The 21,922-nt window shown below is 63.0% G+C and carries 23 protein-coding genes; 16 read left to right on the top strand and 7 right to left on the bottom strand.

Going from position 1 to position 21,922, the window contains the following annotated elements; all coding sequences use genetic code 11:
- Positions 1 to 52: 52 nt before the first annotated feature.
- From NKH02_RS27650 to NKH02_RS27610, 9 genes are all read left to right on the top strand, one after another.
- Positions 53 to 946: a transglycosylase SLT domain-containing protein gene (locus NKH02_RS27650; RefSeq protein ID WP_352882875.1), complete on the top strand. Its 894-nt coding sequence runs from the start codon at positions 53 to 55 to the stop codon at positions 944 to 946.
- A 5-nt stretch (positions 947 to 951) separates the two neighbouring features.
- Entirely contained in the window at positions 952 to 1,440 is a 489-nt protein-coding gene (locus NKH02_RS27645; RefSeq protein WP_352882874.1) for a GNAT family N-acetyltransferase, read from the top strand.
- A gap of 162 nt (positions 1,441 to 1,602) precedes the next feature.
- Complete coding sequence (locus tag NKH02_RS27640; RefSeq protein ID WP_352882873.1) at positions 1,603 to 2,871, top strand: ABC transporter substrate-binding protein; 1,269 nt, start codon at positions 1,603 to 1,605, stop codon at positions 2,869 to 2,871.
- Between the two features lie 53 nt (positions 2,872 to 2,924).
- A complete protein-coding gene (locus NKH02_RS27635; RefSeq protein ID WP_352882872.1) occupies positions 2,925 to 3,893 on the top strand; it encodes a carbohydrate ABC transporter permease in 969 nt (322 codons plus the stop codon).
- Between the two features lies 1 nt (position 3,894).
- Positions 3,895 to 4,719: a carbohydrate ABC transporter permease gene (locus NKH02_RS27630; RefSeq protein ID WP_352882871.1), complete on the top strand. Its 825-nt coding sequence runs from the start codon at positions 3,895 to 3,897 to the stop codon at positions 4,717 to 4,719.
- Between the two features lie 153 nt (positions 4,720 to 4,872).
- Positions 4,873 to 5,295 carry a lysozyme inhibitor LprI family protein gene (locus NKH02_RS27625; protein WP_352882870.1) on the top strand — a complete coding sequence of 141 codons (423 nt, stop codon included), beginning with the start codon at positions 4,873 to 4,875 and terminating at the stop codon, positions 5,293 to 5,295.
- Between the two features lie 137 nt (positions 5,296 to 5,432).
- Positions 5,433 to 6,176 carry a DUF899 family protein gene (locus NKH02_RS27620; RefSeq protein WP_352882869.1) on the top strand — a complete coding sequence of 248 codons (744 nt, stop codon included), beginning with the start codon at positions 5,433 to 5,435 and terminating at the stop codon, positions 6,174 to 6,176.
- Positions 6,177 to 6,246: 70 nt separating this feature from the next.
- On the top strand, positions 6,247 to 6,801 hold the full coding sequence (locus NKH02_RS27615) for a DUF4142 domain-containing protein (RefSeq protein ID WP_352882868.1): 555 nt from the start codon (positions 6,247 to 6,249) through the stop codon (positions 6,799 to 6,801).
- A gap of 297 nt (positions 6,802 to 7,098) precedes the next feature.
- Complete coding sequence (locus NKH02_RS27610; RefSeq protein WP_352882867.1) at positions 7,099 to 7,563, top strand: cupin domain-containing protein; 465 nt, start codon at positions 7,099 to 7,101, stop codon at positions 7,561 to 7,563.
- A 7-nt stretch (positions 7,564 to 7,570) separates the two neighbouring features.
- Here NKH02_RS27610 and NKH02_RS27605 read toward each other — a convergent pair whose 3' ends face one another.
- Positions 7,571 to 7,891 carry a DUF1476 domain-containing protein gene (locus NKH02_RS27605; protein WP_352882866.1) on the bottom strand — a complete coding sequence of 107 codons (321 nt, stop codon included), beginning with the start codon at positions 7,889 to 7,891 and terminating at the stop codon, positions 7,571 to 7,573.
- 285 nt (positions 7,892 to 8,176) lie between these two features.
- On the opposite strand from NKH02_RS27605, the gene NKH02_RS27600 reads away from it, so the two are divergent.
- The 4 genes from NKH02_RS27600 (at position 8,177) to NKH02_RS27585 (ending at position 11,081) form a co-directional block, all read left to right on the top strand.
- The gene (locus NKH02_RS27600) at positions 8,177 to 8,569 is read left to right on the top strand and encodes a RidA family protein (protein ID WP_352882865.1); all 393 of its coding nucleotides are present in this window, start codon (positions 8,177 to 8,179) and stop codon (positions 8,567 to 8,569) included.
- 213 nt (positions 8,570 to 8,782) lie between these two features.
- A complete protein-coding gene (locus tag NKH02_RS27595; protein WP_352882863.1) occupies positions 8,783 to 9,175 on the top strand; it encodes a RidA family protein in 393 nt (130 codons plus the stop codon).
- 67 nt (positions 9,176 to 9,242) lie between these two features.
- Positions 9,243 to 10,013 (top strand): FRG domain-containing protein, encoded by a 771-nt coding sequence (locus NKH02_RS27590; protein WP_352882862.1) that lies wholly within the window; start codon positions 9,243 to 9,245, stop codon positions 10,011 to 10,013.
- A gap of 3 nt (positions 10,014 to 10,016) precedes the next feature.
- Complete coding sequence (locus NKH02_RS27585; protein WP_352882861.1) at positions 10,017 to 11,081, top strand: DUF262 domain-containing protein; 1,065 nt, start codon at positions 10,017 to 10,019, stop codon at positions 11,079 to 11,081.
- Positions 11,082 to 11,095: 14 nt separating this feature from the next.
- Here the strand turns inward: NKH02_RS27585 and carB are convergent, their stop codons facing one another.
- The 4 genes from carB to NKH02_RS27565 all read right to left on the bottom strand — a co-directional run bounded on the left by carB (position 11,096) and on the right by NKH02_RS27565 (position 17,134).
- A complete protein-coding gene (gene carB, locus NKH02_RS27580; protein WP_352882859.1) occupies positions 11,096 to 14,599 on the bottom strand; it encodes a carbamoyl-phosphate synthase large subunit in 3,504 nt (1,167 codons plus the stop codon).
- Between the two features lie 245 nt (positions 14,600 to 14,844).
- Positions 14,845 to 15,744, bottom strand: coding sequence for an SH3 domain-containing protein (locus NKH02_RS27575; RefSeq protein ID WP_352882858.1), 900 nt, complete (start codon positions 15,742 to 15,744; stop codon positions 14,845 to 14,847).
- Between the two features lie 177 nt (positions 15,745 to 15,921).
- Positions 15,922 to 16,686 (bottom strand): metallophosphoesterase family protein, encoded by a 765-nt coding sequence (locus tag NKH02_RS27570; RefSeq protein ID WP_352882856.1) that lies wholly within the window; start codon positions 16,684 to 16,686, stop codon positions 15,922 to 15,924.
- 91 nt (positions 16,687 to 16,777) lie between these two features.
- Complete coding sequence (locus tag NKH02_RS27565; RefSeq protein WP_352863740.1) at positions 16,778 to 17,134, bottom strand: ArsR/SmtB family transcription factor; 357 nt, start codon at positions 17,132 to 17,134, stop codon at positions 16,778 to 16,780.
- Positions 17,135 to 17,324: 190 nt separating this feature from the next.
- Between NKH02_RS27565 and NKH02_RS27560 the strand changes: the two genes are divergently transcribed.
- Positions 17,325 to 18,503: an MFS transporter gene (locus NKH02_RS27560; RefSeq protein WP_352882855.1), complete on the top strand. Its 1,179-nt coding sequence runs from the start codon at positions 17,325 to 17,327 to the stop codon at positions 18,501 to 18,503.
- Between the two features lie 22 nt (positions 18,504 to 18,525).
- Here the strand turns inward: NKH02_RS27560 and NKH02_RS27555 are convergent, their stop codons facing one another.
- A complete protein-coding gene (locus NKH02_RS27555; RefSeq protein ID WP_352882854.1) occupies positions 18,526 to 18,984 on the bottom strand; it encodes a MarR family winged helix-turn-helix transcriptional regulator in 459 nt (152 codons plus the stop codon).
- 212 nt (positions 18,985 to 19,196) lie between these two features.
- Here NKH02_RS27555 and NKH02_RS27550 point away from each other — a divergent pair, with 212 nt between their 5' ends.
- Positions 19,197 to 19,991, top strand: coding sequence for an SDR family NAD(P)-dependent oxidoreductase (locus tag NKH02_RS27550; protein ID WP_352882853.1), 795 nt, complete (start codon positions 19,197 to 19,199; stop codon positions 19,989 to 19,991).
- Positions 19,992 to 20,200: 209 nt separating this feature from the next.
- On the opposite strand, the gene NKH02_RS27545 is transcribed toward NKH02_RS27550, so the two are convergent.
- Positions 20,201 to 20,800 carry a LysE family translocator gene (locus tag NKH02_RS27545; protein ID WP_352863732.1) on the bottom strand — a complete coding sequence of 200 codons (600 nt, stop codon included), beginning with the start codon at positions 20,798 to 20,800 and terminating at the stop codon, positions 20,201 to 20,203.
- 98 nt (positions 20,801 to 20,898) lie between these two features.
- Here NKH02_RS27545 and NKH02_RS27540 point away from each other — a divergent pair, with 98 nt between their 5' ends.
- Complete coding sequence (locus NKH02_RS27540) at positions 20,899 to 21,768, top strand: LysR substrate-binding domain-containing protein (protein ID WP_352882904.1); 870 nt, start codon at positions 20,899 to 20,901, stop codon at positions 21,766 to 21,768.
- The last annotated feature ends 154 nt before the right edge of the window (positions 21,769 to 21,922 follow it).

Here is a 21,922-nt window from a genome sequence, read left to right as displayed (position 1 = left end):
CGGTGGTGTAAGGGATTTCTTAACAACCCGACAAATCGGACCCGAGCGCGGCTTGCCAGCAAAACTCAACCTTATCGCGATCGGCGTGATCCTGGCCGCCGCCGGCGTCAGCGGCTGCACGTCGACCTCGCAGATGAAGTCCGCGCCTGCTCTTACCGAAACAACAACCGCCGCCGGCGCTGATGCCGGCTTCACCGTGCCGCTGCCGGAGACGGTTTCGGTGCTGCCTGAATCCTCCGGTATCGCTCCCGTTCAGACGGCCGAGCCGCCGCTCGATCCCGCGGCACAACCGGCGGCAGTGACCGCCGCCTTTGCCGGTTCGACGCCGGCGGCACCAGCCGTGATGACCGCCAATGCCTGGCAGGCGCCTGCGCCAGCCAATGCGGGCGAGCCGGTCCAGGCTGCCGAGACCTATACGACCGCGGGGCTGGTGATGCCGGCGACCGCCAAGGGCGACCGGATGCCTGGCGTCCAGCAGGTCGCCTATGTCGTGCCGCAGAACCCGGCTGCCCTGGTGCAGGGTCCCGTCGGGCCGACGGAAGAACATGCGACGGGCGTGCGTGGCGATGTCGAACGGCTGATCGAGAAATATGCCGCCCTCTACCAGGTGCCGGTGGACCTGGTGCGCCGCGTCGTCAACCGCGAGAGCACCTTCAACCCGAAAGCCTACAACAATGGCCATTGGGGGCTGATGCAGATCAAGCACGCGACGGCGCGCGGCATGGGCTATGACGGACCGGCCAAGGGCCTGTTCGACGCCGAGACCAATTTGAAATACGCGGTGAAATATCTGCGTGGCGCCTGGCTGGTGGCCGGCGGCAACGCCAAGAAGGCCGACTGGCTCTACCAGACCGGCTACTATTTCGACGCCAAGCGCAAGGGCCTGCTCGAGGCGACCGGCCTTGGTGTCGACCGTCAGCGCCGCCGCCTGCAGCCCGACGCCTGAGCGCGATGCCGGAACCGCGTCCGCCGGCTTTGAACGACATCCGGCTGCGCAAGATCCTCGACGAGACGCTGGTTCCGCCGCACTGGCCGGACGGTTTCGTCATGCGCTGCTTCGAGCCCGGTGATGCGCTGCCCCTGCATGCGCTGTTGACCGAAGTGTTCGACGACGGCGCCGATGGCCCATTCGACGAATGGTGGCCGCGTATCGCGGATGATCCCGAATTCGACCCGGCGCTGTGCTTCCTCGTCATCGATGCCAAGGGTCGGCTGGCGGCGGCGGCGCTGTGCTGGACCCGCGCCTTCGTCAAGGACCTCGCCGTTCATCCCGAGGCGCGCGGCAAGGGCGTTGCCGAGGCGCTGATGTGGCACGCCTTCGCCATTTTTCGCGAACGCGGCGCCGGCCATGTCGACCTCAAGACCAACACGGTCGAGAACGCCGCCGCCGTCCGGCTCTACGAGCGACTGGGAATGATGCCTGTCGCCTGGGAAGGCTGAAACCATTCCAGCCGCGCGAATCGGCCCGATCGCCGATCACAAGGAATGACTCGATTTGGGAACCCAAAGCGCCGCTTCGCATTCATTGCAGGGTGGGGTCTGACAAGCTGCCGGCGCGGGGGAGGATTTTCCGTCGCCGGCCGCGGAGGGACATCCGCCATCATGAATCTTTTTCACGCATTTCTGGCGCTCGGTGTCGCCGCCATGCTGGCTGCTGCTCCGGCGCGGGCCGTCGAGTTGTCGATCGTGTCGGGCGATACCGGCGACGGCATCAAGGTGCTGCGCGAGATCCTCGACCGTTACGAGAAAGACAGCGGCAACAAGGTCAACATCGTCGTCATGCCGACGTCCGGGACCGACCAGTTCGGCCAGTACCGGCTTTGGCTCGCCGCGGGTAACAGCGACATCGATGTCTATCAGACCGACGTGATCTGGGCGCCGCAGCTCGCCAGCCAGCTCGTCGATCTGACCGCCGCGACCAAGGATGTCGTCGGCGCCCATTTCCCGTCGATCATCCAGTCGCAGACGGTCGATGGCAAGCTCGTCGCTCTGCCGATCTTCACCGATGCGCCGGCGCTCTACTACCGCAAGGATCTCCTCGACAGATACGGCGCCAAGGCGCCGGCCACCTGGAAGGAACTGGCAGTTACCGCCAAGCTGGTGATGGACAAGGAGCGTGCGGCCGGCAATCGGGATATCTGGGGCTTCGTCTTCCAGGGCAATGCCTATGAGGGGCTGACCTGCAACGCGCTCGAATGGGTGATGTCGAATGGCGGCGGCCAGATCATCGAGCCGGACGGCTCCATCTCCATCAACAACCCAGAAGCGGCGGCGGTGCTCGATATGGCCAAGGGGTGGGTCGGGACCATCGCACCGCCCGGCGTGCTTGCCTACCAGGAAGAGGAATCGCGCGGCGTGTGGCAGACCGGCAACGCGGTGTTCATGCGCAACTGGCCCTATGCCTACGCGCTCGGCAACGGCGAGGGCTCGCCGATCAAGGGCAAATTCGACGTGGCGCCGCTGCCGGCCGGCACGGGCGAAGGCGCCCGGCCGGTCGCGACCCTGGGCGGCTGGAACCTCGCCGTCTCCAAATATTCGAAGCATCCGGATGCCGCGATCGAGCTGGTCAAGTTCATCGCCTCGCCCGCGATGCAGAAATACCGCACGCTGAAGACGTCCAACCTGCCGACCATCCAGGCGCTGTATGACGATGCCGACATCGCCAGGCAACAGCCGATTGTTCCGCGCTGGAAGCAGATCTTTCTCAATGCGGTGCCGCGCCCCTCGGCCGCGACCAGGATCAAATACAACGAGGCGTCGAGCCAGTTCTGGAACGCCGTTCACGACACGCTCTCGGGCGACGGCACTGCCGCCGACAATCTGGCCGACCTCGAAGCGATGCTGACCAAGCTGAAGGGCCGAGGCTGGTGACGCGACGATGCTGGCGCATCCGCCCGGCGGAAACCGCGACGAGGGGGTGCGAGATGACAAGAGTGGAACCGGTACCTGAAACAGCCAGGGCCGCGCACTCGCCGTTGAAGGCACAGCGCGTTCGCTCGGCGTGGCTTTTCCTGGCACCAATGCTTCTGGTGCTCGCCGCGGCGGCCGGCTGGCCGCTTGCCCGCACGGTCTATTTCAGCTTCACCGACGCCTCGCTGGCCGACCTCGACGCGCGCCAATGGGTCGGCTTCGCCAATTATTTCTCGGTTTTCAGCATGCCGAGCGGACGGGTCCTCTACGATGGTCTGCTCGTTGATCCGGTCTGGTGGCGTGCCGTCTGGAACACGGTGCGCTTCGCCGTGGTCTCCGTGACCTGCGAGACGATCCTCGGAACGATCGTTGCGCTGGTTCTCAATGCCAAATTCCCAGGCCGCGGCATCGTCAGGGCGGCGATCCTGATCCCCTGGGCCATCCCGACGATCGTCTCGGCGAAGATGTGGCAGTGGATACTCAACGACCAGTTCGGCATCATCAATGTCGTGTTGCTCAACCTCGGCCTGATCAGCGCCAAGATCGCCTGGACGGCCAACGCCGATACGGCGATGGCGGCGATCCTCATCGTCGATATCTGGAAAACGACACCATTCATGGCGCTGCTCATCCTGGCCGCGCTGCAGATGCTGCCGAGGGAGATCATCGAGGTCGCCAGGCTCGACGGCGCCAACCCCTGGCAGATCTTTTGGCGGGTGACCTTGCCGCTCATCCGCCCGGCGGTGATGGTGGCCGTGATCTTCCGCGCGCTCGATGCGCTGCGCATCTTCGACCTGATCTATGTGCTGACGCCCAACAATGCGCATACCAAGTCGATGTCGGTGTTCGCCCGCGAGAACCTGTTCGAGTTCGACAAGTTCGCCTATGGCTCCGCCGCCTCGACCTTGCTCTTCCTCATCCTCGCTCTGCTCACCATCGCCTATATCCGGATCGGCCGGGTAAGCCTGGACGGAGGCCGCTGAGATGTGGGTGCTGAAGCGAACGGCCTTTTATCTCCTGGTCGCAGGAATCGTCTTCGTCGCGGTGTTCCCGTTCTACTACGCCATCGTCACCAGCCTGAAATCGGGGACGGAGCTGTTCCAGGCCGATCTGTGGCCGACGACGGTCAGTCTTGCCAACTACCGGAATGTGCTGACCGAGGGCAGCTTCGTGCGCAATCTCATAAATTCGCTGTTCGTCTCGGGCGCGGTCGTCGCGCTGTCGCTGTTGCTCGGCGTCACATCAGCCTATGCGCTGGCACGCATCCGCTTTCGCGGCCGCTCGGCCCTGCTGTTCACCATCCTGTCGGTCTCGATGTTCCCGCAGGTGGCGCTGCTGGCCGGGCTGTTCGAACTGGTCCGCATGTTCGGCCTCTACAATTCGCTGTTCGCGCTGATTTTCTCCTACATGATCTTCACCTTGCCCTTCACCGTCTGGGTGCTCACCACCTTCGTCCGCGACCTTCCGGTCGAGCTCGAGGAGGCGGCGATCCTCGACGGCGCGACGCCGTGGATCATCGTCACGCGGGTGTTCCTGCCGCTGATGTGGCCGGCGCTGGCGACCACCGGGCTGCTGGCCTTCATCGGCGCATGGAACGAGTTTCTGTTTGCCCTGACATTCACCTCCAACAACGCGCAGCGGACCGTGCCGGTGGCGATCGCGCTGCTCTCCGGCAACTCGCAGTTCGAGATCCCGTGGGGCAACATCATGGCCGCATCGGTGATCGTCACGGTGCCGCTGGTGGTGCTGGTCCTGATCTTCCAGCGCAAGATCGTCTCCGGCCTCACGGCCGGTGGCGTCAAGGGGTGAGGCGGTGTCATCGTGCGGCGCGTTTGCCGAGCTGCCGCGAGAATCAGGCAAGTAAAGGAAATGTCCACCAACGCGGCAGGCCGCATCTTGCCTGCACTCGTCCGGTTGCTAAGCTTCGCCTGCGTGGGGCGTTGCTGAACCGGAGGAAACGTGATGCGGTTTCTGCTCTCCAGCCTTGCCACCCTGATACTTGCCGCCCCGCTCTTTGTGAACACCGCGCGGGCCGCCGACGACTGCGCCAATGCGCAGGACCAGGCGACCATGAACGAGTGCGCCGGCAAGGATTTCGCGGCGTCCGACAAGAAGCTCAATGACGCCTACAGGCAGATCGAGGGCAGGCTGAAGGACAATGCCGCGTCGAAGAAGCTGCTGGTCAATGCGCAGCGCGCCTGGGTCGCTTTCCGTGACGCCGAATGCAATTTCCAGGGCGGCCCGCCCGAAACCGCCGGCAGCATCCGTCCCATGGTGATCGCCAATTGCCAGGCCGGATTGACCGAAAAACGGCTGAAGGATTTTCAGGGTTACCTCCATTGCGAGGAAGGGGTGATGGACTGCCCGGTGCCGGCGGCGCAGTAGCGTTCGCCGGTCCTGCGAAAGGCTCCGCCGTTGTCGTCTTGCCGCGCGCAAAAATGTCGGAGTCGATCGTCGCCAGACGTCCTTGGGTCGTAGAGCAACCGCGCCGGGACGCCGGCGCGACGACCAAGGAGACGATCATGATCACCTTTCCCAACGAGTCCGCCAGATACCGCACCGCGCGTGAAAAACTGCTGCGGAAGGAAATGGAGCTGCGCCGCGCCATGGAGGACGTGGCCGAGGCGCGGCGGGCGCTGCCTCCCGGCGGACTGATCCGCCAGGACTATGAGTTCGACGGGCTGGATACCGATGGAAGGCCAGCAAGGGTCAAACTTTCGGAGCTGTTCGCACAGGGAAAGAACAGCCTGATCCTGTACAACATGATGTTTCCGCGCCATCCCCAGGAGACGCGCGAGGTGGCCACCAGCGGCGGCACGGCGAAGCTGGCGCGACAGGACCAGCCATGCCCGTCCTGTACGGCGCTGCTCGACCAGTTCGACGGCGCGGTCGGCCATCTCGAGGCGGCGGGTTTCAATTTCGCGGTGGTCGGCAAGACCGCGCTCGAAAACCTGGTCACGCTTGGCCGCGACAGGGGCTGGCGTAACATGCGGCTGGTGTCTTCGGCCTCCAACAGCTTCAAGCGCGACTACAATGCCGAGGATGCCGACGGCGCGCAGATCCCGCTGCTGTCGGTGTTCCATCGCGACGCCGACGGCATCCGCCATTTCTGGTCGTCCGAACTCGGCTTCGCGTCGCCGGAACCCGGCCAGGACCCGCGTGCCATCGGCACTTGCGAGATCCTGTGGAACCTGATGGATTTCACGCCCGAAGGCCGGCCGAACTGGAACGAACAGCTGCAATATGGCGAGGCGTGCTGCCATTGAGGGCCAAGCGAAGCGCAACTTCATTCTGTCTGCCGCGTTGGGCCTTTGGGACCCAACACGGAGAGTTCAGATGAGACCCTATCTCACCATCGCCACGCTGGCCCTTCTGGCCGGCGCGCCCACGGCTTTCGCGCAGCAGGCAGCACCCGCCGGAGTGCCGCCGCTTTCGGAAAACAAGGTCGACACCGAGACCTTCTCCAGGACGCTGGCCAGCGCCAATCGTTTCGAGATCGAGAGCAGCAAGCTGGCTGAGGAGAAGGGCGTTGCGGCGGACGTGAAGGATTTCGCCGGGCTGATGGTCAAGGACCACACCAAGGCCGGCCAGGATTTCAGGATGGCTCGGGAAAAGAGCCAGACCACCGCGTCGGTGGCACCCGAAGGCCCACCGCTGCTGCCGAAGGACCAGGCGATGCTGGACCAGCTCAAGGCTCTGGATGGCGAGCCCTTCCAGGCCAAATACATCGCCCTGCAGACCGAAGCGCACAAGCAGGCGGTGGCGCTGTTTTCCACCTATGCGCGGTCAGGCGACGACCCGGCGCTGAAGGAATTCGCCAAGAAGACGCTGCCGACGCTGCGGATGCACGAGAAGCACGTGAAGGAACTGGCGGTCGCGCACCAGGGTTGAAGGCGGTTCAAGGTCGGCGCCCTACGGCGCCCCCCTCTGTCCTGCCGGACATCTCCCCCACAGGTGGGGAGATTGGCAGCTTCGGCGCCGGCGCTCTTCTTGCAACGGTGAAAATTAGCGAAGGCCGCAGTGACGGCCAATCTCCCTCCTTGTGGGGGAGATGTCCGGGAGGACAGAGGGGGCGCCGTAGAGTGCCACGTTGGATGCTAGCCTGTTGGCAAACCACTGCCGCAAGCTGGCCCTGTGCCTCCGTCCTCCATGAATTAGACTGCGGCAATCAATCCGAGGGAGACACCCATGCCCAAGGTCGATCTATCAGCCGTTCCCATCCGCAAAGGCTCCGGCTACCCCGCACCCTTCGATGCCCCCTGCGCCGAGCGCACGCGCCGCCGCCTGGGCGATGCAGGCGGTCTCACCGATTTCGGCGTCAACCTCATGACCCTGCCACCCGGTGGCTGGTCCAGCCAGCGCCACTGGCACAGCCATGAGGACGAGTTCGTCCATGTGCTGGAGGGCGAACTGACGCTGGTCGAGGATGACGGCGAAACGCCGCTCAGGGCAGGCGACTGCGCGACCTTCGCCAAGAACAGCGGCAACGGCCACCATCTGATCAACCGGTCGTCGACGACGGCGCTCTATCTGGAGGTCGGCTCGCGCGACCCGGACGATGTCATCACTTGCTCCGACATCGACATGATGAGCCCAAGCCCCGACGGGCGGTTCCTGCACAAGGACGGCACGCCGTATCCGGGGCAGGGCTGAGCGATGTTCAGGTCGATCTGATCTGTTCGACCGCGGTCACCAGCAGGTCTTCCATGGCGGTGCGTATCTGAGCATCCGACTGGGCGATGCCTGCCGCGTCGAAATCGGCGCGTACCTTGCGGAACACATCGTTGTCGCCGGTCTCCTCGAAGTCCGCGTGCACAACCTCCTTCGCATAGGCGTCGGCGTCCGCACCGGATTTGCCGAGCTTTTCGGCGGCCCACAGGCCGAGCAGCTTGTTGCGGCGCGCCATGGCCCTGAACTTCGTTTCCTCGTCCATAGCAAACTTCTTTTCGAAGCCTTCCTGACGGTCTCTCATGCTGCTCATGGTTTGCCTCGTTTTGATGTGAGTCCGGTCTTCAGCGTGGGAGAAGAGCGGCCAGGAGAGGCGAGAGTGGCGCGCATGGATGTCATTAGCAAGGCAGGGTCGTTCATGCGGCGATAGAGCGGGCGCTTGGCGGCGCGCGCAAATAAGCGGGCGTTCGTCGCGCTGCTGCGGACCTCCGTGCTTCTCACCGGACGGTTCATCGGTTTTCTCTAGCCAAACCGAGCATCGGCACTGGCCTTCCCAAGGCAGGCAGATAAGCTCCCTGCAAATGAGAGGGAGATTGCCGTGAAGAAGGAAGTCATCGAAGTGCCGGTGCTGTCGGCGGCCGTGCGCACGCTGGGCGTGCCGCTGTCGCTGGTGACCAGGGCCGCAGGGCTGGTCTTCGTGTCCGGCACGCCGCCGCTCGATATTGCGACCGGCAGGCTGGTCAAGGGCGATATCGAAACACAGACCGAAGCGTCGCTGAAGGCGCTGAAACACTGCCTGGAAGCGGCGGGCACCTCGCTGGAAAACGTGGTGATGGTGCGCATCTACGCCGTCAATTCCGGCTTCTACAACGCCATCAACCGAGTTTATGCCAGGCATTTCCCCGAAAACCCGCCATCACGGACCTTCGTGCCAGTGGCGTCATGGCCGATGGAGTTCGATATCGAGATCGAGTGTGTGGCGACGGCTTGATCTTCCCTTCTCCCCTTGTGGGCCCACAAGGGGAGAAGGGAGGCGCGCTCCCCATCACTTGCTCTGACATCAGTCTGATGAACTGCAACGCCGACATCCGCTTTCTGCACGCCGCATCCGGGCAGGGGTGAGCGGCTGGCTCTGGACCATGCGTCGGCGCTGGCGTTCCATTGGCGCCGGGATAAGCTCCCTGCAAACAAAGGGAGGATTGCCATGAAGAAGGAAATCATCGAAGTGCCTGTCATGTCGGCCAAGGTGCGGGCGCTTGGCCTTCCCTGCTCGACAGCGGGGAGGGCCAACGGCTTCGTGTTCATCTCGGCGACGCCGCCGGTGGACATGGTGACCGGCGAGATGGTGCGCGGCGACATCGAAACGCAGACCGAGGCGTCGCTGAAGGCGCTGAAACACTGCCTGGAAGCGGCAGGTACTTCGCTCGACAATGTCGTGATGGTGCGCATCTACGCCGTCAATTCCGGCTTCTACAACGCGATCAACCGGGTTTATGCGAAGTACTTCAGCGTCAACCCGCCGGCGCGGAGTTTTGTGCCGGTGGCGTCGTGGCCGATGGAGTTCGATATTGAGATTGAGTGCGTGGCGGTGGCTTGAGGGGGATTGGAACGACGACGGTTTAGACGTAGCGTTACTTAGGGCATCTGGAGGGGGGCCGGTCTCTATGGCAATAAAGTCATTTTCAGAATTCATTTCTAGCATCGAAAAATTTCGGAAATTAGCGGCTAACTCTGAGCTTTGGTACAGAGGTCACGGTGCGGAATTCTATATGTTGCAACCCGGATTGCATCGCTCACCAGTGCCCCTTGTCAAAGAATTGGTTGTTGCACGAGAGAACACTACATACGACGAGTTCAACCGCCGTTCACCGCTATTTGATCGCCCAGGAGGAAGAGATAGATGGGACTTACTTTTTCTCATGCAGCACTACAGAGCGCCGACGAGACTTTTGGATTGGACGTCTAGTCCACTTGTTGCCTTGTTCTTTGCGTTGCTTAGTGGGCGCGATACCGAAGATGCAGTACTGTGGTGTCTTGATCCTGCCGAATGGAACGGCAAGATGTTGAGCGATATAGGCGAGGCACCAAAAATATTCCCTACGGATGATAGCATGATTGTGCAGTATCATCCAAAATTCGATGGAAAAATTAGCAGAAATGAGCCTTTAGCAATTCAAGGAATAGTTAATAATCCAAGAATAAATGCCCAAAAAGGAAAATTTATAATATTTGGCTCGGAGCCGAAGACAATGGAAGATTTTTCTTCCGATTTCAAAATAAAGCATAACGGAGGTATATTACGACGGATACAAGTGGAGTCTAGGAAAAGAAAAATTATTATGAATGATCTTGAGAGCTATGGAATGACGTACTCAACGGTTTTTCCGGACCTTGAGGGGCTGGCTATAGAAATTAGTAGAAAACAAAAGGGATAAATTATGTTTGAGGTCCAGCATCGGCAATTCATGTCCGCGAAATGGTGGCATTCCAAGCGATCGCAAATTGACATGGATCCAAAGTACCAGAGGAGCGGAAGCCTCTGGAAGTTAGAAGATCAGCAGTCGTTGATTGATACGATGATAAACGGCTTCGACATGCCGAAGTTGTATTTGGCTGATTTTACAACACTTAGGACTGATTTGAATGAAAAAAATATGAGATATGCGGTTGTTGATGGAAAGCAAAGGCTGAGTGCGATATTTTCCTTTCTAAATAATGAGATTCCTTTGTCTCCTTACATCGCTTTCTTAGATGACACGGACGTCAATTTGGGAGGATTATTCTATAAGGATTTGCTGGAGACCGCATCTGAAATAGCAAGCCGGGTGGAGGAATTTCCAATGCCGGTAATGCATGTCGTGACGGATGATGCGATAAAAATTCGCGAACTGTTTTTAAGATTGAACAAGGGCCTTGTGCTGACAGGCCCAGAAAAGCGCAACGCGATGTTGGGCAGCGTGCCCGACGCCATTACGGCAATTTCGGCTCATGAATTTTTTGGCAACTGCACATCATATCAGAGTTCAAGAGGACAACACCTGAACAATGCGGCGAAGTTGCTCGCCTTCGAACTCAAAGATGGCACTGCAGATACGAAGAAAGCGGCGTTGGACAATTTGGTCGAGGAATACGCAGATTCTGAAACGGAGTTAGCAGTAGCAAAGTCGGAAATCTTAGAGCTGCTCGATAGGATGATGCTAGTGTTTGGCCATCGCGATAGCCTTTTGAGATCTGCAGGCAGTGTTCCTGCCTTCTATTGGTTCGTCCGAGATATCAACCTTGACTCGTTGAAATCAGCCAGGGCATTTCTCAATGAATTTCACTTGGATCTTAGAGACAAGAATAAAATAGAAGAAGATAGTGAGTTTGGCAAAGATTTGCGTGAATATCAGAGAGCTCTCAGAAGCATTAATGACAAATGGTCTCACGATCTTCGCTACGAAACGCTCAAAAGAAATTTCGACAAATATCGAGAAAGAATTCGCCTGCGGCGTAGAGGTTAGTATTTGTAATTCTATCACGCAAAATACTCCTGCAGCGGCCTGACCTCCAAACTCCCCGCCTTCAGCGCCGCAATCGCCTCCGCCACTGCTGCCGCACCCGATAGCGTCGTATAATACGGCACCTTCTGCATCAGCGTCGCTCGCCGCAGCGACTTGGAGTCCGACACCGCTTTCTGGCCATCCGTCGTGTTGAACACGATCTGCACCTGGCGGTTGCGGATGGCGTCTTCGATGTGGGGGCGGCCTTCCAGCACCTTGTTTATTTTCTCGGCGACGACGCCGTTTTCGGCGAGGAAGCGGGCGGTGCCGGAGGTCGCCATGACCTTGAAGCCGAGGCCGGCGAGGCGCTTGACCGCCGGCAGGATGCCCTTCTTGTCCTCGTCGCGCACCGAGACGAACAGGGTGCCGGAGCGTGGCAGGTCGACGCCGGCGCCGAGCTGGCTCTTGGCGAAGGCCAGCGCGAAATCGCGGTCGAGGCCCATGACCTCGCCGGTCGAGCGCATTTCCGGGCCAAGCAATATGTCGACGCCGGGGAAGCGCGCGAAGGGGAAGACGGCTTCCTTGACCGCGATGTGGCCGGGGTTCCTGGGGTCGGGCATGGCGCCGTAATGGGCGAAGGCGTTTTCCAGGCTCTCGCCGGCCATGATGCGGGCCGCAATTTTTGCAATAGGACGCCCGATGGTTTTTGCGACGAAAGGCACGGTGCGGGATGCGCGCGGGTTGACCTCCAGCACATAGACCGTGCCGTCCTTGATCGCATATTGCACGTTCATCAGGCCGCCGACATTGAGCGCGCGGGCAAGGGCTGCCGTCTGGCGCTCCAGCTCGTCGACCAGCTCCGAAGGCAGCGAGTGCACCGGCAGCGAGCAGGCACTATCGCCCGAATGGATGCCGGCCTCCTCGATGTGTTCGAGAATGCCGGAGACGAAGGTCGCCTTGCCGTCGCAGAGGCAGTCGACATCGACCTCGATGGCGCCGGAGAGATAGGTGTCGAACAGCAGCGGGTTCTTGCCCAAGAGCGTGTTGATCTGGCCGGTCTTGTCGTTGGGGTATTTCTGCTTGATGTCCTCCGGCACCAGGCCGGGCACGGTGTCGAGCAGGTAAGTTTGCAGCATGCCCTCGCTGTGGATGATCTGCATGGCGCGGCCGCCGAGCACATAGGAGGGGCGCACAACCAAGGGGAAGCCGAGCTCGCCGGCGACGAGGCGGGCCTGCTCGACCGAATAGGCGATGCCGTTCTTCGGCTGGCTGAGGCCGAGCTTGTGCAAGAGCTTCTGGAAGCGGTCGCGGTCTTCGGCCAGATCGATCATGTCGGGCGAGGTGCCGAGGATCGGGATGCCGGCCTTCTCCAGCGCATCCGCCAGCTTCAGCGGCGTCTGGCCGCCGAACTGGACGATGACGCCGACCAGTTCGCCCGAGGCCTGTTCGGCGCGCAGGATCTCCAGCACGTCCTCGGCCGTCAGCGGCTCGAAATAGAGCCGGTCCGACGTATCGTAGTCGGTCGACACGGTCTCCGGGTTGCAGTTGATCATGATCGCCTCATAGCCGGCGTCGCGCAGCGCAAAGGCGGCATGGCAGCAGCAATAGTCGAACTCGATGCCCTGGCCGATGCGGTTGGGTCCGCCGCCGAGGATGACGACCTTCTTGCGCGACGAGACCTGCGCCTCGTTGGCCAGCGCGCCGGCAAACGGCACTTCATAGGTCGAATACATGTAGGCGGTGGGGGAGGCGAACTCGGCCGCACAGGTGTCGATGCGCTTGTAAACCGGATGAACGTCGAGCTTGTCGCGGATCTTGGCAATCACCTCGACGTCGGTCTTCGTCAGCGAGGCGAGGCGGGCGTCGGAAAAACCCATCGCCTTCAGCATGCGCAGGTTGACGGCGTCCTCGGGGATGCCGTGCTCGCGGATGCGGGCTTCCATGGCGAGGATGCCGGCGATCTGCTCGAGGAACCACGGGTCGATCTTGCACATGGCGTGCACGTCTTCCAGCGAGGTGCCCATGCGGATCGCCTGCGCCACCATGCGCAGCCGGTCGGGCGTCGGCGTGCCGAGTGCGGCGCGGATGGCGTTGCGGTCGTCGGCATGGTTGGCGGTCGCCGCACCATAGCCGAGGCCGGGAATTTCGATTTCGTCCAGACCCGTCAGGCCGGTCTCCAGTCCACGTAGCGCCTTCTGCAGCGATTCCTGGAAGGTGCGGCCGATGGCCATCACTTCGCCGACCGACTTCATGGCGGTGGTCAGCACCGGCTCGGCGCCGGGGAACTTTTCAAACGCAAAACGCGGGATTTTGGTGACGACGTAGTCGATGCTGGGCTCGAACGAGGCGGGCGTCGCCCCGCCGGTGATGTCGTTCTCCAGCTCGTCCAGCGTGTAGCCGACGGCAAGCTTGGCCGCGATCTTGGCGATGGGGAAACCGGTCGCCTTCGAAGCCAGAGCCGACGAGCGCGAGACGCGCGGGTTCATCTCGATGACGACGAGCCTTCCGTCCGCAGGATTGACGGCGAACTGCACGTTGGAGCCGCCGGTCTCGACGCCGATCTCGCGCAGCACCGCGATCGAGGCGTTGCGCATCATCTGGTATTCCTTGTCGGTCAGCGTCAGCGCCGGGGCGACGGTGATAGAATCGCCGGTGTGCACGCCCATCGGGTCGATGTTCTCGATCGAGCAGACGATGATGCAATTGTCCGCCTTGTCGCGGACGACCTCCATCTCATACTCCTTCCAGCCGAGCACGCTTTCCTCGATCAGCACTTCGGTGGTCGGCGAGGCGTCGAGGCCGGACTGGACGATCTCGTAGAATTCGGCGCGGTTGTAGGCGATGCCGCCGCCGGTGCCGCCCATGGTGAAGGACGGGCGGATGATGGCCGGCAGTCCGACATGGTCGAGCGCCTGGGCTGCGATCGCCATGCCATGGCTGATGTAGCGCTGCTTGCGGTCGCCTTCGCCGAGGTTCCAGCGGGTTTCCAGCGCGTCGAGCGCGGCGTCGAGATCGGCAGGCGCCTCGGCCTTGACCGCGGCGCGCTCGGCCTCATGCGTCTTGCGGTCGGTGTTCTTGACGTCGGTGGCGTTGGCCAGCATCGACTTCGGCGTTTCCAGGCCGATCTTCTTCATCGCCTCGCGAAACAGCGCCCGGTCCTCGGCCTTGTCGATTGCCGTGGCGTCGGCGCCGATCATCTCGACATTGTAGCGCTCGAGCACGCCCATGCGGCGCAGCGACAAAGCGGTGTTGAGCGCGGTCTGGCCGCCCATGGTCGGCAGCAGCGCGTCGGGCCGCTCCTTGGCGATGATCTTGGCCACGACTTCCGGAGTGATCGGCTCGATATAGGTGGCGTCGGCCAGTTCCGGGTCGGTCATGATGGTGGCCGGGTTGGAATTGACCAGGATGACGCGGAAGCCTTCTTCCTTCAGCGCCTTGCAGGCCTGGGTGCCGGAATAGTCGAACTCGCAGGCCTGGCCGATGACGATGGGGCCGGCCCCGATGATCAGGATCGACTTGATGTCGGTGCGTCTTGGCATGTCATAGGTCCGTTCGGCGGGCGGCTTGCACAAAAAACCGGGACGGGAAGACCCGGCCGGTTGTGCTCGCGATTCTGGTATCAGGCTAGGAGGGCCTTATAGGGAAGAGTTTTGACTGATGTAACCCCGAAAATGCGAGAGAGTAGGCAGTAGGCAATAGGCAATAGGCAGTAGGCAGTAGGCAGTAGGCAGTAGGGGAGGTTCAAGCGCCTAATGCCTATTCCCTACTGCCTACTGCCTGATCCCTAATCCCCCAGCGCCAACTGATCCGTGATTTCGAAGCGTTCCGACACCCCGACGCGGATCATGTTGAGGCTGCCTTCGCGGGTGAAGCGGAAGTCGCCAGGCGCGTCGGAACTGGCCGGCTTGCCAGCGACGAAGGAGATGATGCGCGTGCCGCCATCGGGCCAGGTGACCGTGATGTCGGTCTTGTCGGCGGCGCGCACGGCGCTGACCTTGCAGCGCTCCATCGGCTGGCCGACATAGCGGGCGCAGGGAATCTCGTCGGCGGCAGAAGCGGGCGGCCGTGACGCCGCGACGTCCTGGACATCTTCTGAGGTTTCGGTCGCCGCCAGCGCCAGGCCATAGGCGTCCCGCATCGCGGCGTAGCCGATTTCAGCGGCGGATTTCGGCATGTTTTCATTTGCCGGGTCGGTGCCGCCAAGCCGCGCCGTCAGGTCGGGCGGCGGCTGAGCGGAAACGGCGGCTTCAACGGCGGCTGCGGCCTCCGGCTTGCCCGCCTCATCGCCAGTGGAGGCAACCACCGGCGCATCGGCCGGTTTCGCCGTGCCTTCGACATAGGGGGCCGGATTGAGGGGGGTGAGGTAGCGCGCCGGCGCCCATCCGCTCAGCTTCTCCTTGCCCGTGCTCTCGACCTTGCACCATTTGTAGCCGTTGATGTCGTTGCAGCCGAGATTGGTGACCCTTTCGCCGCCGGTCAGGCGCATCTCGACCTTGGCGATCGGCGACGCGGCCGTGCGGACGTTGAGAAGATCGTCCGGCGCCAGGCCGGTCACGATGGAGATGACGAGATCCGGCGCCTCTTCAGCCATAGTGGGGGCAATGGCCGGCCATGCCGCCATCAGCAGCAGAGCGGCAATCAGCGCATGCAGGGTTGTTCGGAGCGTAACTGTGCGCCTCATCATTTGGCCGTGCGCTGATACCATGCCGCGGCGAGTTGAGCCCGCCGCATGCCCGGCCGGTTTTATAAGGGACGACGCGCCGCCATGTAAGCCCGAAAATTCGACCGCCGTTTCGCCACTGTCAACCCGGTCCGCCAGGCCGTGAGCCAACTGAGCTGGACGGCATGAACGCAAGAGCGTTCAGCCGGGTAGGGGCATGAACCCCGTTCTGAGCGCGTGGGCCCATTCCGGCCGGCCCGCCTGTTCGGCCTGGCGCGCCGCTACCTCATGGTCGTAGTCGACGGCGATGGCCTCGAAGCGGTCGGGCTGACCGGCGCTGCCCAAGGTGACGATGCCGTAACGGGCGTGTGGCGAGCCTTGCTCGGAGACATGCGCCGGTGGCGTCGAATCGTCATAGGCGGGGCAGCCGATGCTTCCGGGATTGAAGATGACCGGACCATCGGGGATGCGGATTAGCTCCGTCCGGTGGCTGTGGCCGCACAGTGCGATGCGGCAGGCGGGATCGAGCGCCTTCAGCCGGCGCCGGATCGCCGCCAGCGGCGCGCGCACCAACTGGCCATTGACGATCGTATCGAGCAGATATTTCTCGTCGTGGTCGGGACGGGCGTGGAAGGCGATCACGCCCGGCGCGATCTCCAGCGTCAGCGGCTGGGCAAAGAGGACTTCGCGCTGCGCCTGTGTCAGCCGCTGTTGCGCATAGACATCGGAGGCCCACATGGTTGCGTCGGCCGGGTCGGCGGCGACGCGGCGGTCGTGATTGCCGCGCACCGTCGGCGGGTCGAGCGCCTCCAGCCGCGCAAATGTCTCGCGCGGCCATAGCGGGCCGGAAACGCTGTCGCCGAGATTGACGGTCAGGTCCGCGCCGCCGCGCTGGCGCAGATCCTCAAGCACGGCGTCCAGCGCCAGCACATTGCCATGGATATCGGCGAGGACGGCAATGCGCATGCGGCGGGCTCCGTGGGTTGACTGGTCACGGGAAGGCGACCTTGCAGGACTTGGGTTCCTCGCCCCCACTTCGCGAGGGAGAGGAAAAAGGCTAGGCAGAAATCTCGATCTCGTGGCCACCAACCGCCGGCAGCGCCGGCTCAGCGCCGGCCGCGGCGATGACGCTGTCGAGCAGGCCGGGGAAGCGGGCGTCGAGATCGGCACGGCGCAGCGTGATCATGCGGTTGGTGCCGACCACTTCGGCGCGGGTGACGCCGGCCTCGCGCAGTTTGGCCAGATGGTAGCTCAGATTGGTCTTCGAGCCGAGATCGAGGAACTGACTGCAATTCAGCGGCACGCCTTCCTTGCTGGCGAGATACCGCACGATGGCGAGCCGCGTCGGGTCGCCGAGCACGCCGAGCACGATGGGCAGGCTGATCTGGTCCGTATTGGGGTGTGGCAAGGTCATGGTTGGAAACTAAGCACAGTTCGGGCCGATTTCAACGCATCCATCCCGCCGCAGCCGTCCACACTGTTCTGCGTGATCCATGCTGACACAGGGCTGTCAGGAAGGTTCAGCTAATTTTCCCTCGCTTCATTGACATCATGCCCTTTTGTGTCCAATTGTTCAATAACTGTTGAACTAAGGACATCGCCCCATGGACAAGCGCCTCTTCTGGCTTGCGCTCGGATCGTTCACGATCTCGACTGAAGGCTTCGTCATCTCCAGCCTTCTGCCCGACATCGCGGCGGATGCCGGCATTTCCATTCCGCTGGCCGGCACGCTGATCACCGCCTTCGCGCTCGCCTACGCGGTCGGCACGCCGATCCTGGCGACGCTGACCGGCGAATGGGACCGGCGCCGCGTCATCCTGTGGACGCTGGTGTTCTTCGTGCTCGGCAACATTGCCGCCGCCTTGAGTTCCTCCTTCGAGCTGCTGTTGATCGCGCGCATCGTCATGGCGCTGTCGTCGGGCCTATTCGCGGCGACCGCGCAAGGCACGGCGGTGGCGCTGGTCGATGACCATCACCGGGCGCGTGCCATAGCCGTCGTCGTCGGCGGCACTACGGTGGCCGTCGCCGTCGGCGCGCCGCTCGGCGCTCTCGTTGCGACGATCGCCGGCTGGCGCGGCACGTTCTATGCCATCGCCGGTCTCGGCGCGCTCGCCGGCGCCATACTGTGGTACAGGCTGCCGCGCGGCATCGTCGGCACCAGGCTGCCCCTCAAGCGCAGGCTGGCGGCGGCCCTTCGCCCCGGCGTGATGCCGATCCTGGTGACGACATTGCTGGCGCTGACCGGTGCCTTCACCGTCTTTGCCTTTGTCGCCCCGCTTGCCATCGAGGGCGGCGGGCTCAGCCAGATCGCGCTGCCGGGCATGCTGCTCGCCTTCGGCGCCGGCGCCGTCATCGGCAACATTGCCGGCGGCCAGGCTGCCGACCGGTTCGGCGCGACCCGCACCGTCGGCTGGTCGCTGGCCTTGAGCGCCGCCATGCTGGTCATGCTGTCGGTCATCCCGACCTTCCTGCCGCCCCATATTGCCGGGCCGGCACTGATGGCGATGATGGTGCCGTGGGGCATTGTCGGCTGGGCGTTCCCGCCGGGGCAAGCGAGCCGCATCATCAAACTGGCGCCCGACGCCGCCCCGATCGTGCTGTCGCTCAACGGTTCGGCGCTCTATCTCGGCGTGGCGCTGGGGGCGGTGGTCGGTGGTGCGGTGCTGCGCTATGGCGCGCCGGCCGATCTCGGCATTGTCGCCGCGGTCTTCCCGATCGTCGGGCTCGGCATCCTGCTGGCGGGCCGCTGGGCGGCCAGAACGGTCGCCATGCCGGCCGAATAGAGTCTGTTGGTAACGCCGGCCCTCAGGGCGTGGCCGGCGGCAGATCGAAATCCAGCGCGGCGATCTCATCCAGCGCCGCGCGCAGCCTTTGCGCCTGTTCCTTGCCGGCCACGTCCTCGAAACGCTGCTGGGCAATTTGCCACAGCTTCATCGCCTCCTCGAGCTTGGCCAGACCCTGCGGCGTCAACCGCACGCGCTTGATGCGGCGATCGCCCGGGTCGGCAAAGGTCTCGACATAGCCGTCGCGGATCAGCGGCTTCAGCGTATGGCCGAGCGCCGACAGGTCCATGATCAGCGACGCTGCGATAGCGCCCATCGCCGGCTCGTTGCCGATATGGATCTGGTAGAGCAGGCCCTGCTGCGTGGCCTTCAGGCCCGAAGGCGCCATCACATCATCATAGAACTGGCCGAGCTTGCGCGCCGAACGGCGCAGCGCGGCGTTATTGCAGAGCGTCAGGCCGGGCAGGGTATCCTTCGACATAATGGGTCCTTGGCGCCGGCGAATGACGTCCGGCCGCTCTCCGTCAAATAATCCTCGCTTCGATCATTGACAAGATAGTGGCATATACCTACTTCATATTTAGTGGCATATACCACTAAATGAAATCAGATGACCTTTCGACAGAGCGAGGCAAATGCCCGCGCGCCGGTGGTCAGGTCGAAACGAACAACTTAAACAGAAGGAACAGCACAATGAGCGGACAGAGCAACAAGGGCACGGCGGTCGTCACCGGTGCTTCGGCAGGCATCGGCGCGGTCTATGCGGACCGGCTGGCGGGGCAGGGCTATGATCTGGTGCTGGTGGCGCGGCGCGCCGACCGGCTCGAGGAACTGGCCGAGAAGCTGCGCTATGCCTACAACCGCAAGGTCAGCGTGATCAGTGCCGATCTGGCCGACGACAATGACGTGCGCCGCGTCGAGCAGGCGATATCGGCCGACGACAGCGTGACGCTGCTGGTCAACAATGCCGGCCTCGGCGGTGCGCAAGTGGTGGCCACGGCGGACGCCGACGTGGCCGAGCGCATGATCAAGGTCAATGTCGTCGCCTTGACGCGGCTGACCCGTGCCGTGTTGCCCGGCCTGATCGCACGCAATCGCGGTGCCATCGTCAACATCGCCTCGGTGCTGGCCTACGACACCTCGTTCGGCGGCATCTACAGCGGCACCAAGGCGTATGTCGTCAACTTCACCGAGGCCCTGCAGCGTGAGGTCGCGGGTACCGAGGTGAAGGCCCAGGTGGTGCTGCCCGGCGCGACCCGGACGGATTTCTGGGAAATTGCCGGCAGTGATATCGACCAGCTTCCGAAGGAAATCATCATGACGGCCGACGATCTGGTCGATGCGGCGCTTGTCGGCCTGGCCAGGGGCGAAGCCGTCACGGTGCCGGGACTTGCCGATGCGGCCAAGCTGGACACTTACCTTGGTGCCCGGCAAGCCTTCTACGGCAGCCTGCACGCCAACAAGCCGGCGGCACGCTACGCGGCTTGAGGTGGCAAAGGCTGGTTCGCTTTGCGAACCAGGACCCCCAACCCGCTGCTTCGCAGCGACCCTCCCCACAAGGGGAGGGTGAGGAAGCGCCTCGTCCCCCCATGCGACAATGGTCTTGTCGGGTGCGAGAAAGCTGCGCTCTCTACCTCCCCCTTATGGGGAGGTAGACCGAAGGTCCGGGTACTGGCGCGGATTGTGGCTTGAGCGCTCTAAGCCGTCCGCCACATCGGGATGATCGAGGCGGCCAGCACCAGCGCTAGCACGATGTTGAGCGCGCGCCATTGCCGTTCGGTCTTGAGCAGCCGGGCCAGCAGCATGCCGGCCACGCACCACAGCGACAGCGAGACGGCTGCAGCGAGGCCGAAGGTGGTGCCGAGCAGCAGCGCGAGTTGCATCGGGCCGCTGGCCAATGCGGCGAACGAGGCCGCGGCGCCCAGCCCCATCGCCCAGCCTTTCGGATTCATCCATTGAATGCCGGCACCGCCGAAAAAGCTGTTCGGCCTGGCCATGGTCACATCCAGATTGGGCGGCCCGCTGCGGCCAATCTTGATCGCCAGCCAGACGAGATAGAGCGAGCCGATGACCTTCATCGCCAGTTGCAGCGAGGGCACGGCAAGCAGCAGGCCGGCGAGCCCAGCCGCCGTTGCGCCCGTCACCGTGGCGAGGCCGGCGGCGCTGCCGACCAGCAAAGGGACGGAACGGCGAAAGCCGAACTGCGCGCCGGAAGCGGTCGACAGGGTCGTGGCGATGCCGGGCGTTGTGGTGGCAACGATCGCAAACAGGATGAGCGGGATGATGGGCTCGAGCATGCGGCTTCCTCTGTTCGGAAGTTGCCATCGTAGCTGTGTACGAACTTCAGTAAATGCAATGTTTGCCATGCTTGGCATTAGAAGGCATAATGCCAATCATGATACGAAATCTCGATATGGCGCTGATCCGCACCTTCGTCGCCGTCGCCGACAAGGCCAGCATGACGGCGGCCGCCAATGCGCTGCATCTGACGCAGGGTGCCGTCAGCCAGCAGGTCAAGCGGCTGGAGGAGGCGCTCGGCTCCAGCCTGTTCGAGCGCGACAGGCGCGGCTTGCGGCTGACGCGCGCCGGCGAACAGCTGTTCGGCAAGGGCAAGCGGCTGCTCGGCCTCAATGACGAGATCTGGGCCGAAATGGCAGGCAACCCGGTGGCCGGCCAGGTGCGGCTCGGCGTGCCCTACGATCTTGTCGGCACCTTGCTGGCACCGGTGCTGAAGACCTATGCCGAGACCTATCCGCAGGTCGAGATATCGCTGGTCTGCGCCTCGTCGCCGGAACTGACCGCTGCCCTTTCGGCCGGGACCATCGACCTTGCGGTGATCGAGGAACGCGTCGGCCCGTCGGCGGGCGAATGCCTTGCCATCGACCGGCTGGTCTGGGTCGGCGCCAAGGGCGGAGTTGCCCGCGCCAAGCGGCCGCTGCCGGTGTCGATCGTCGCCGACACCTGCGCCTTCCGGCCGGCGGTGCTGGCGGCGCTCGGCGAGCATGGGCTGGAGTGGCGCACGGTTTTCGAAAACGGCAACATCGATGCGACGACGGCGACGGTGCGTTCCGACCTTGCCGTCACCACCTGGCTCGCCTCCACCGTGCCGGCCGATCTCGACATATTGCCATCCGAGTCCGGGTTGCCGCCGCTGCCGAATTTTGCCATCAACCTGCATTTGCCCAGGCATGGGATAGGGCCGGCCGCGCAGGAGTTCGCGCGCCACATCCGCGATGGGCTGGCGCGGCGGCCGCAGGCGGCTTGAACGCCTTGCTCCGCCGGAGCACCCCTCATCCGTCTCGGCGCTGCGCGCCAATCCACCTTCTCCCACAAGGGGCTAGCGTGCGCACACATTTGCTTCGGCGCAGTTCTTGAAGGCGCCAGATAGGGGTTGAAGAAGTTGAATCGTCTGTGATTCT

This window comes from Mesorhizobium sp. M1396, assembly GCF_040317725.1.
GTDB lineage: Bacteria > Pseudomonadota > Alphaproteobacteria > Rhizobiales > Rhizobiaceae > Mesorhizobium.
Note: the sequence above shows the minus strand (reverse complement) of the source record. Positions and strands in the feature narration are given on the sequence as shown.

Excerpts from the sequence above, each read along its gene's own strand:
- NKH02_RS27645 (WP_352882874.1), top strand. The coding sequence starts at position 952 with ATGCCGGAACCGCGTCCGCCGGCTTTGAACGACATCCGGCTGCGCAAG.
- NKH02_RS27640 (WP_352882873.1), top strand. The coding sequence starts at position 1,603 with ATGAATCTTTTTCACGCATTTCTGGCGCTCGGTGTCGCCGCCATGCTG.
- NKH02_RS27635 (WP_352882872.1), top strand. The coding sequence starts at position 2,925 with ATGACAAGAGTGGAACCGGTACCTGAAACAGCCAGGGCCGCGCACTCG.
- NKH02_RS27630 (WP_352882871.1), top strand. The coding sequence starts at position 3,895 with ATGTGGGTGCTGAAGCGAACGGCCTTTTATCTCCTGGTCGCAGGAATC.
- NKH02_RS27625 (WP_352882870.1), top strand. The coding sequence starts at position 4,873 with ATGCGGTTTCTGCTCTCCAGCCTTGCCACCCTGATACTTGCCGCCCCG.
- NKH02_RS27620 (WP_352882869.1), top strand. The coding sequence starts at position 5,433 with ATGATCACCTTTCCCAACGAGTCCGCCAGATACCGCACCGCGCGTGAA.
- NKH02_RS27615 (WP_352882868.1), top strand. The coding sequence starts at position 6,247 with ATGAGACCCTATCTCACCATCGCCACGCTGGCCCTTCTGGCCGGCGCG.
- NKH02_RS27610 (WP_352882867.1), top strand. The coding sequence starts at position 7,099 with ATGCCCAAGGTCGATCTATCAGCCGTTCCCATCCGCAAAGGCTCCGGC.
- NKH02_RS27605 (WP_352882866.1), bottom strand. The coding sequence starts at position 7,891 with ATGAGCAGCATGAGAGACCGTCAGGAAGGCTTCGAAAAGAAGTTTGCT.
- NKH02_RS27595 (WP_352882863.1), top strand. The coding sequence starts at position 8,783 with ATGAAGAAGGAAATCATCGAAGTGCCTGTCATGTCGGCCAAGGTGCGG.
- NKH02_RS27590 (WP_352882862.1), top strand. The coding sequence starts at position 9,243 with ATGGCAATAAAGTCATTTTCAGAATTCATTTCTAGCATCGAAAAATTT.
- NKH02_RS27585 (WP_352882861.1), top strand. The coding sequence starts at position 10,017 with ATGTTTGAGGTCCAGCATCGGCAATTCATGTCCGCGAAATGGTGGCAT.
- carB (WP_352882859.1), bottom strand. The coding sequence starts at position 14,599 with ATGCCAAGACGCACCGACATCAAGTCGATCCTGATCATCGGGGCCGGC.
- NKH02_RS27575 (WP_352882858.1), bottom strand. The coding sequence starts at position 15,744 with ATGATGAGGCGCACAGTTACGCTCCGAACAACCCTGCATGCGCTGATT.
- NKH02_RS27570 (WP_352882856.1), bottom strand. The coding sequence starts at position 16,686 with ATGCGCATTGCCGTCCTCGCCGATATCCATGGCAATGTGCTGGCGCTG.
- NKH02_RS27565 (WP_352863740.1), bottom strand. The coding sequence starts at position 17,134 with ATGACCTTGCCACACCCCAATACGGACCAGATCAGCCTGCCCATCGTG.
- NKH02_RS27560 (WP_352882855.1), top strand. The coding sequence starts at position 17,325 with ATGGACAAGCGCCTCTTCTGGCTTGCGCTCGGATCGTTCACGATCTCG.
- NKH02_RS27555 (WP_352882854.1), bottom strand. The coding sequence starts at position 18,984 with ATGTCGAAGGATACCCTGCCCGGCCTGACGCTCTGCAATAACGCCGCG.
- NKH02_RS27550 (WP_352882853.1), top strand. The coding sequence starts at position 19,197 with ATGAGCGGACAGAGCAACAAGGGCACGGCGGTCGTCACCGGTGCTTCG.
- NKH02_RS27545 (WP_352863732.1), bottom strand. The coding sequence starts at position 20,800 with ATGCTCGAGCCCATCATCCCGCTCATCCTGTTTGCGATCGTTGCCACC.
- NKH02_RS27540 (WP_352882904.1), top strand. The coding sequence starts at position 20,899 with ATGATACGAAATCTCGATATGGCGCTGATCCGCACCTTCGTCGCCGTC.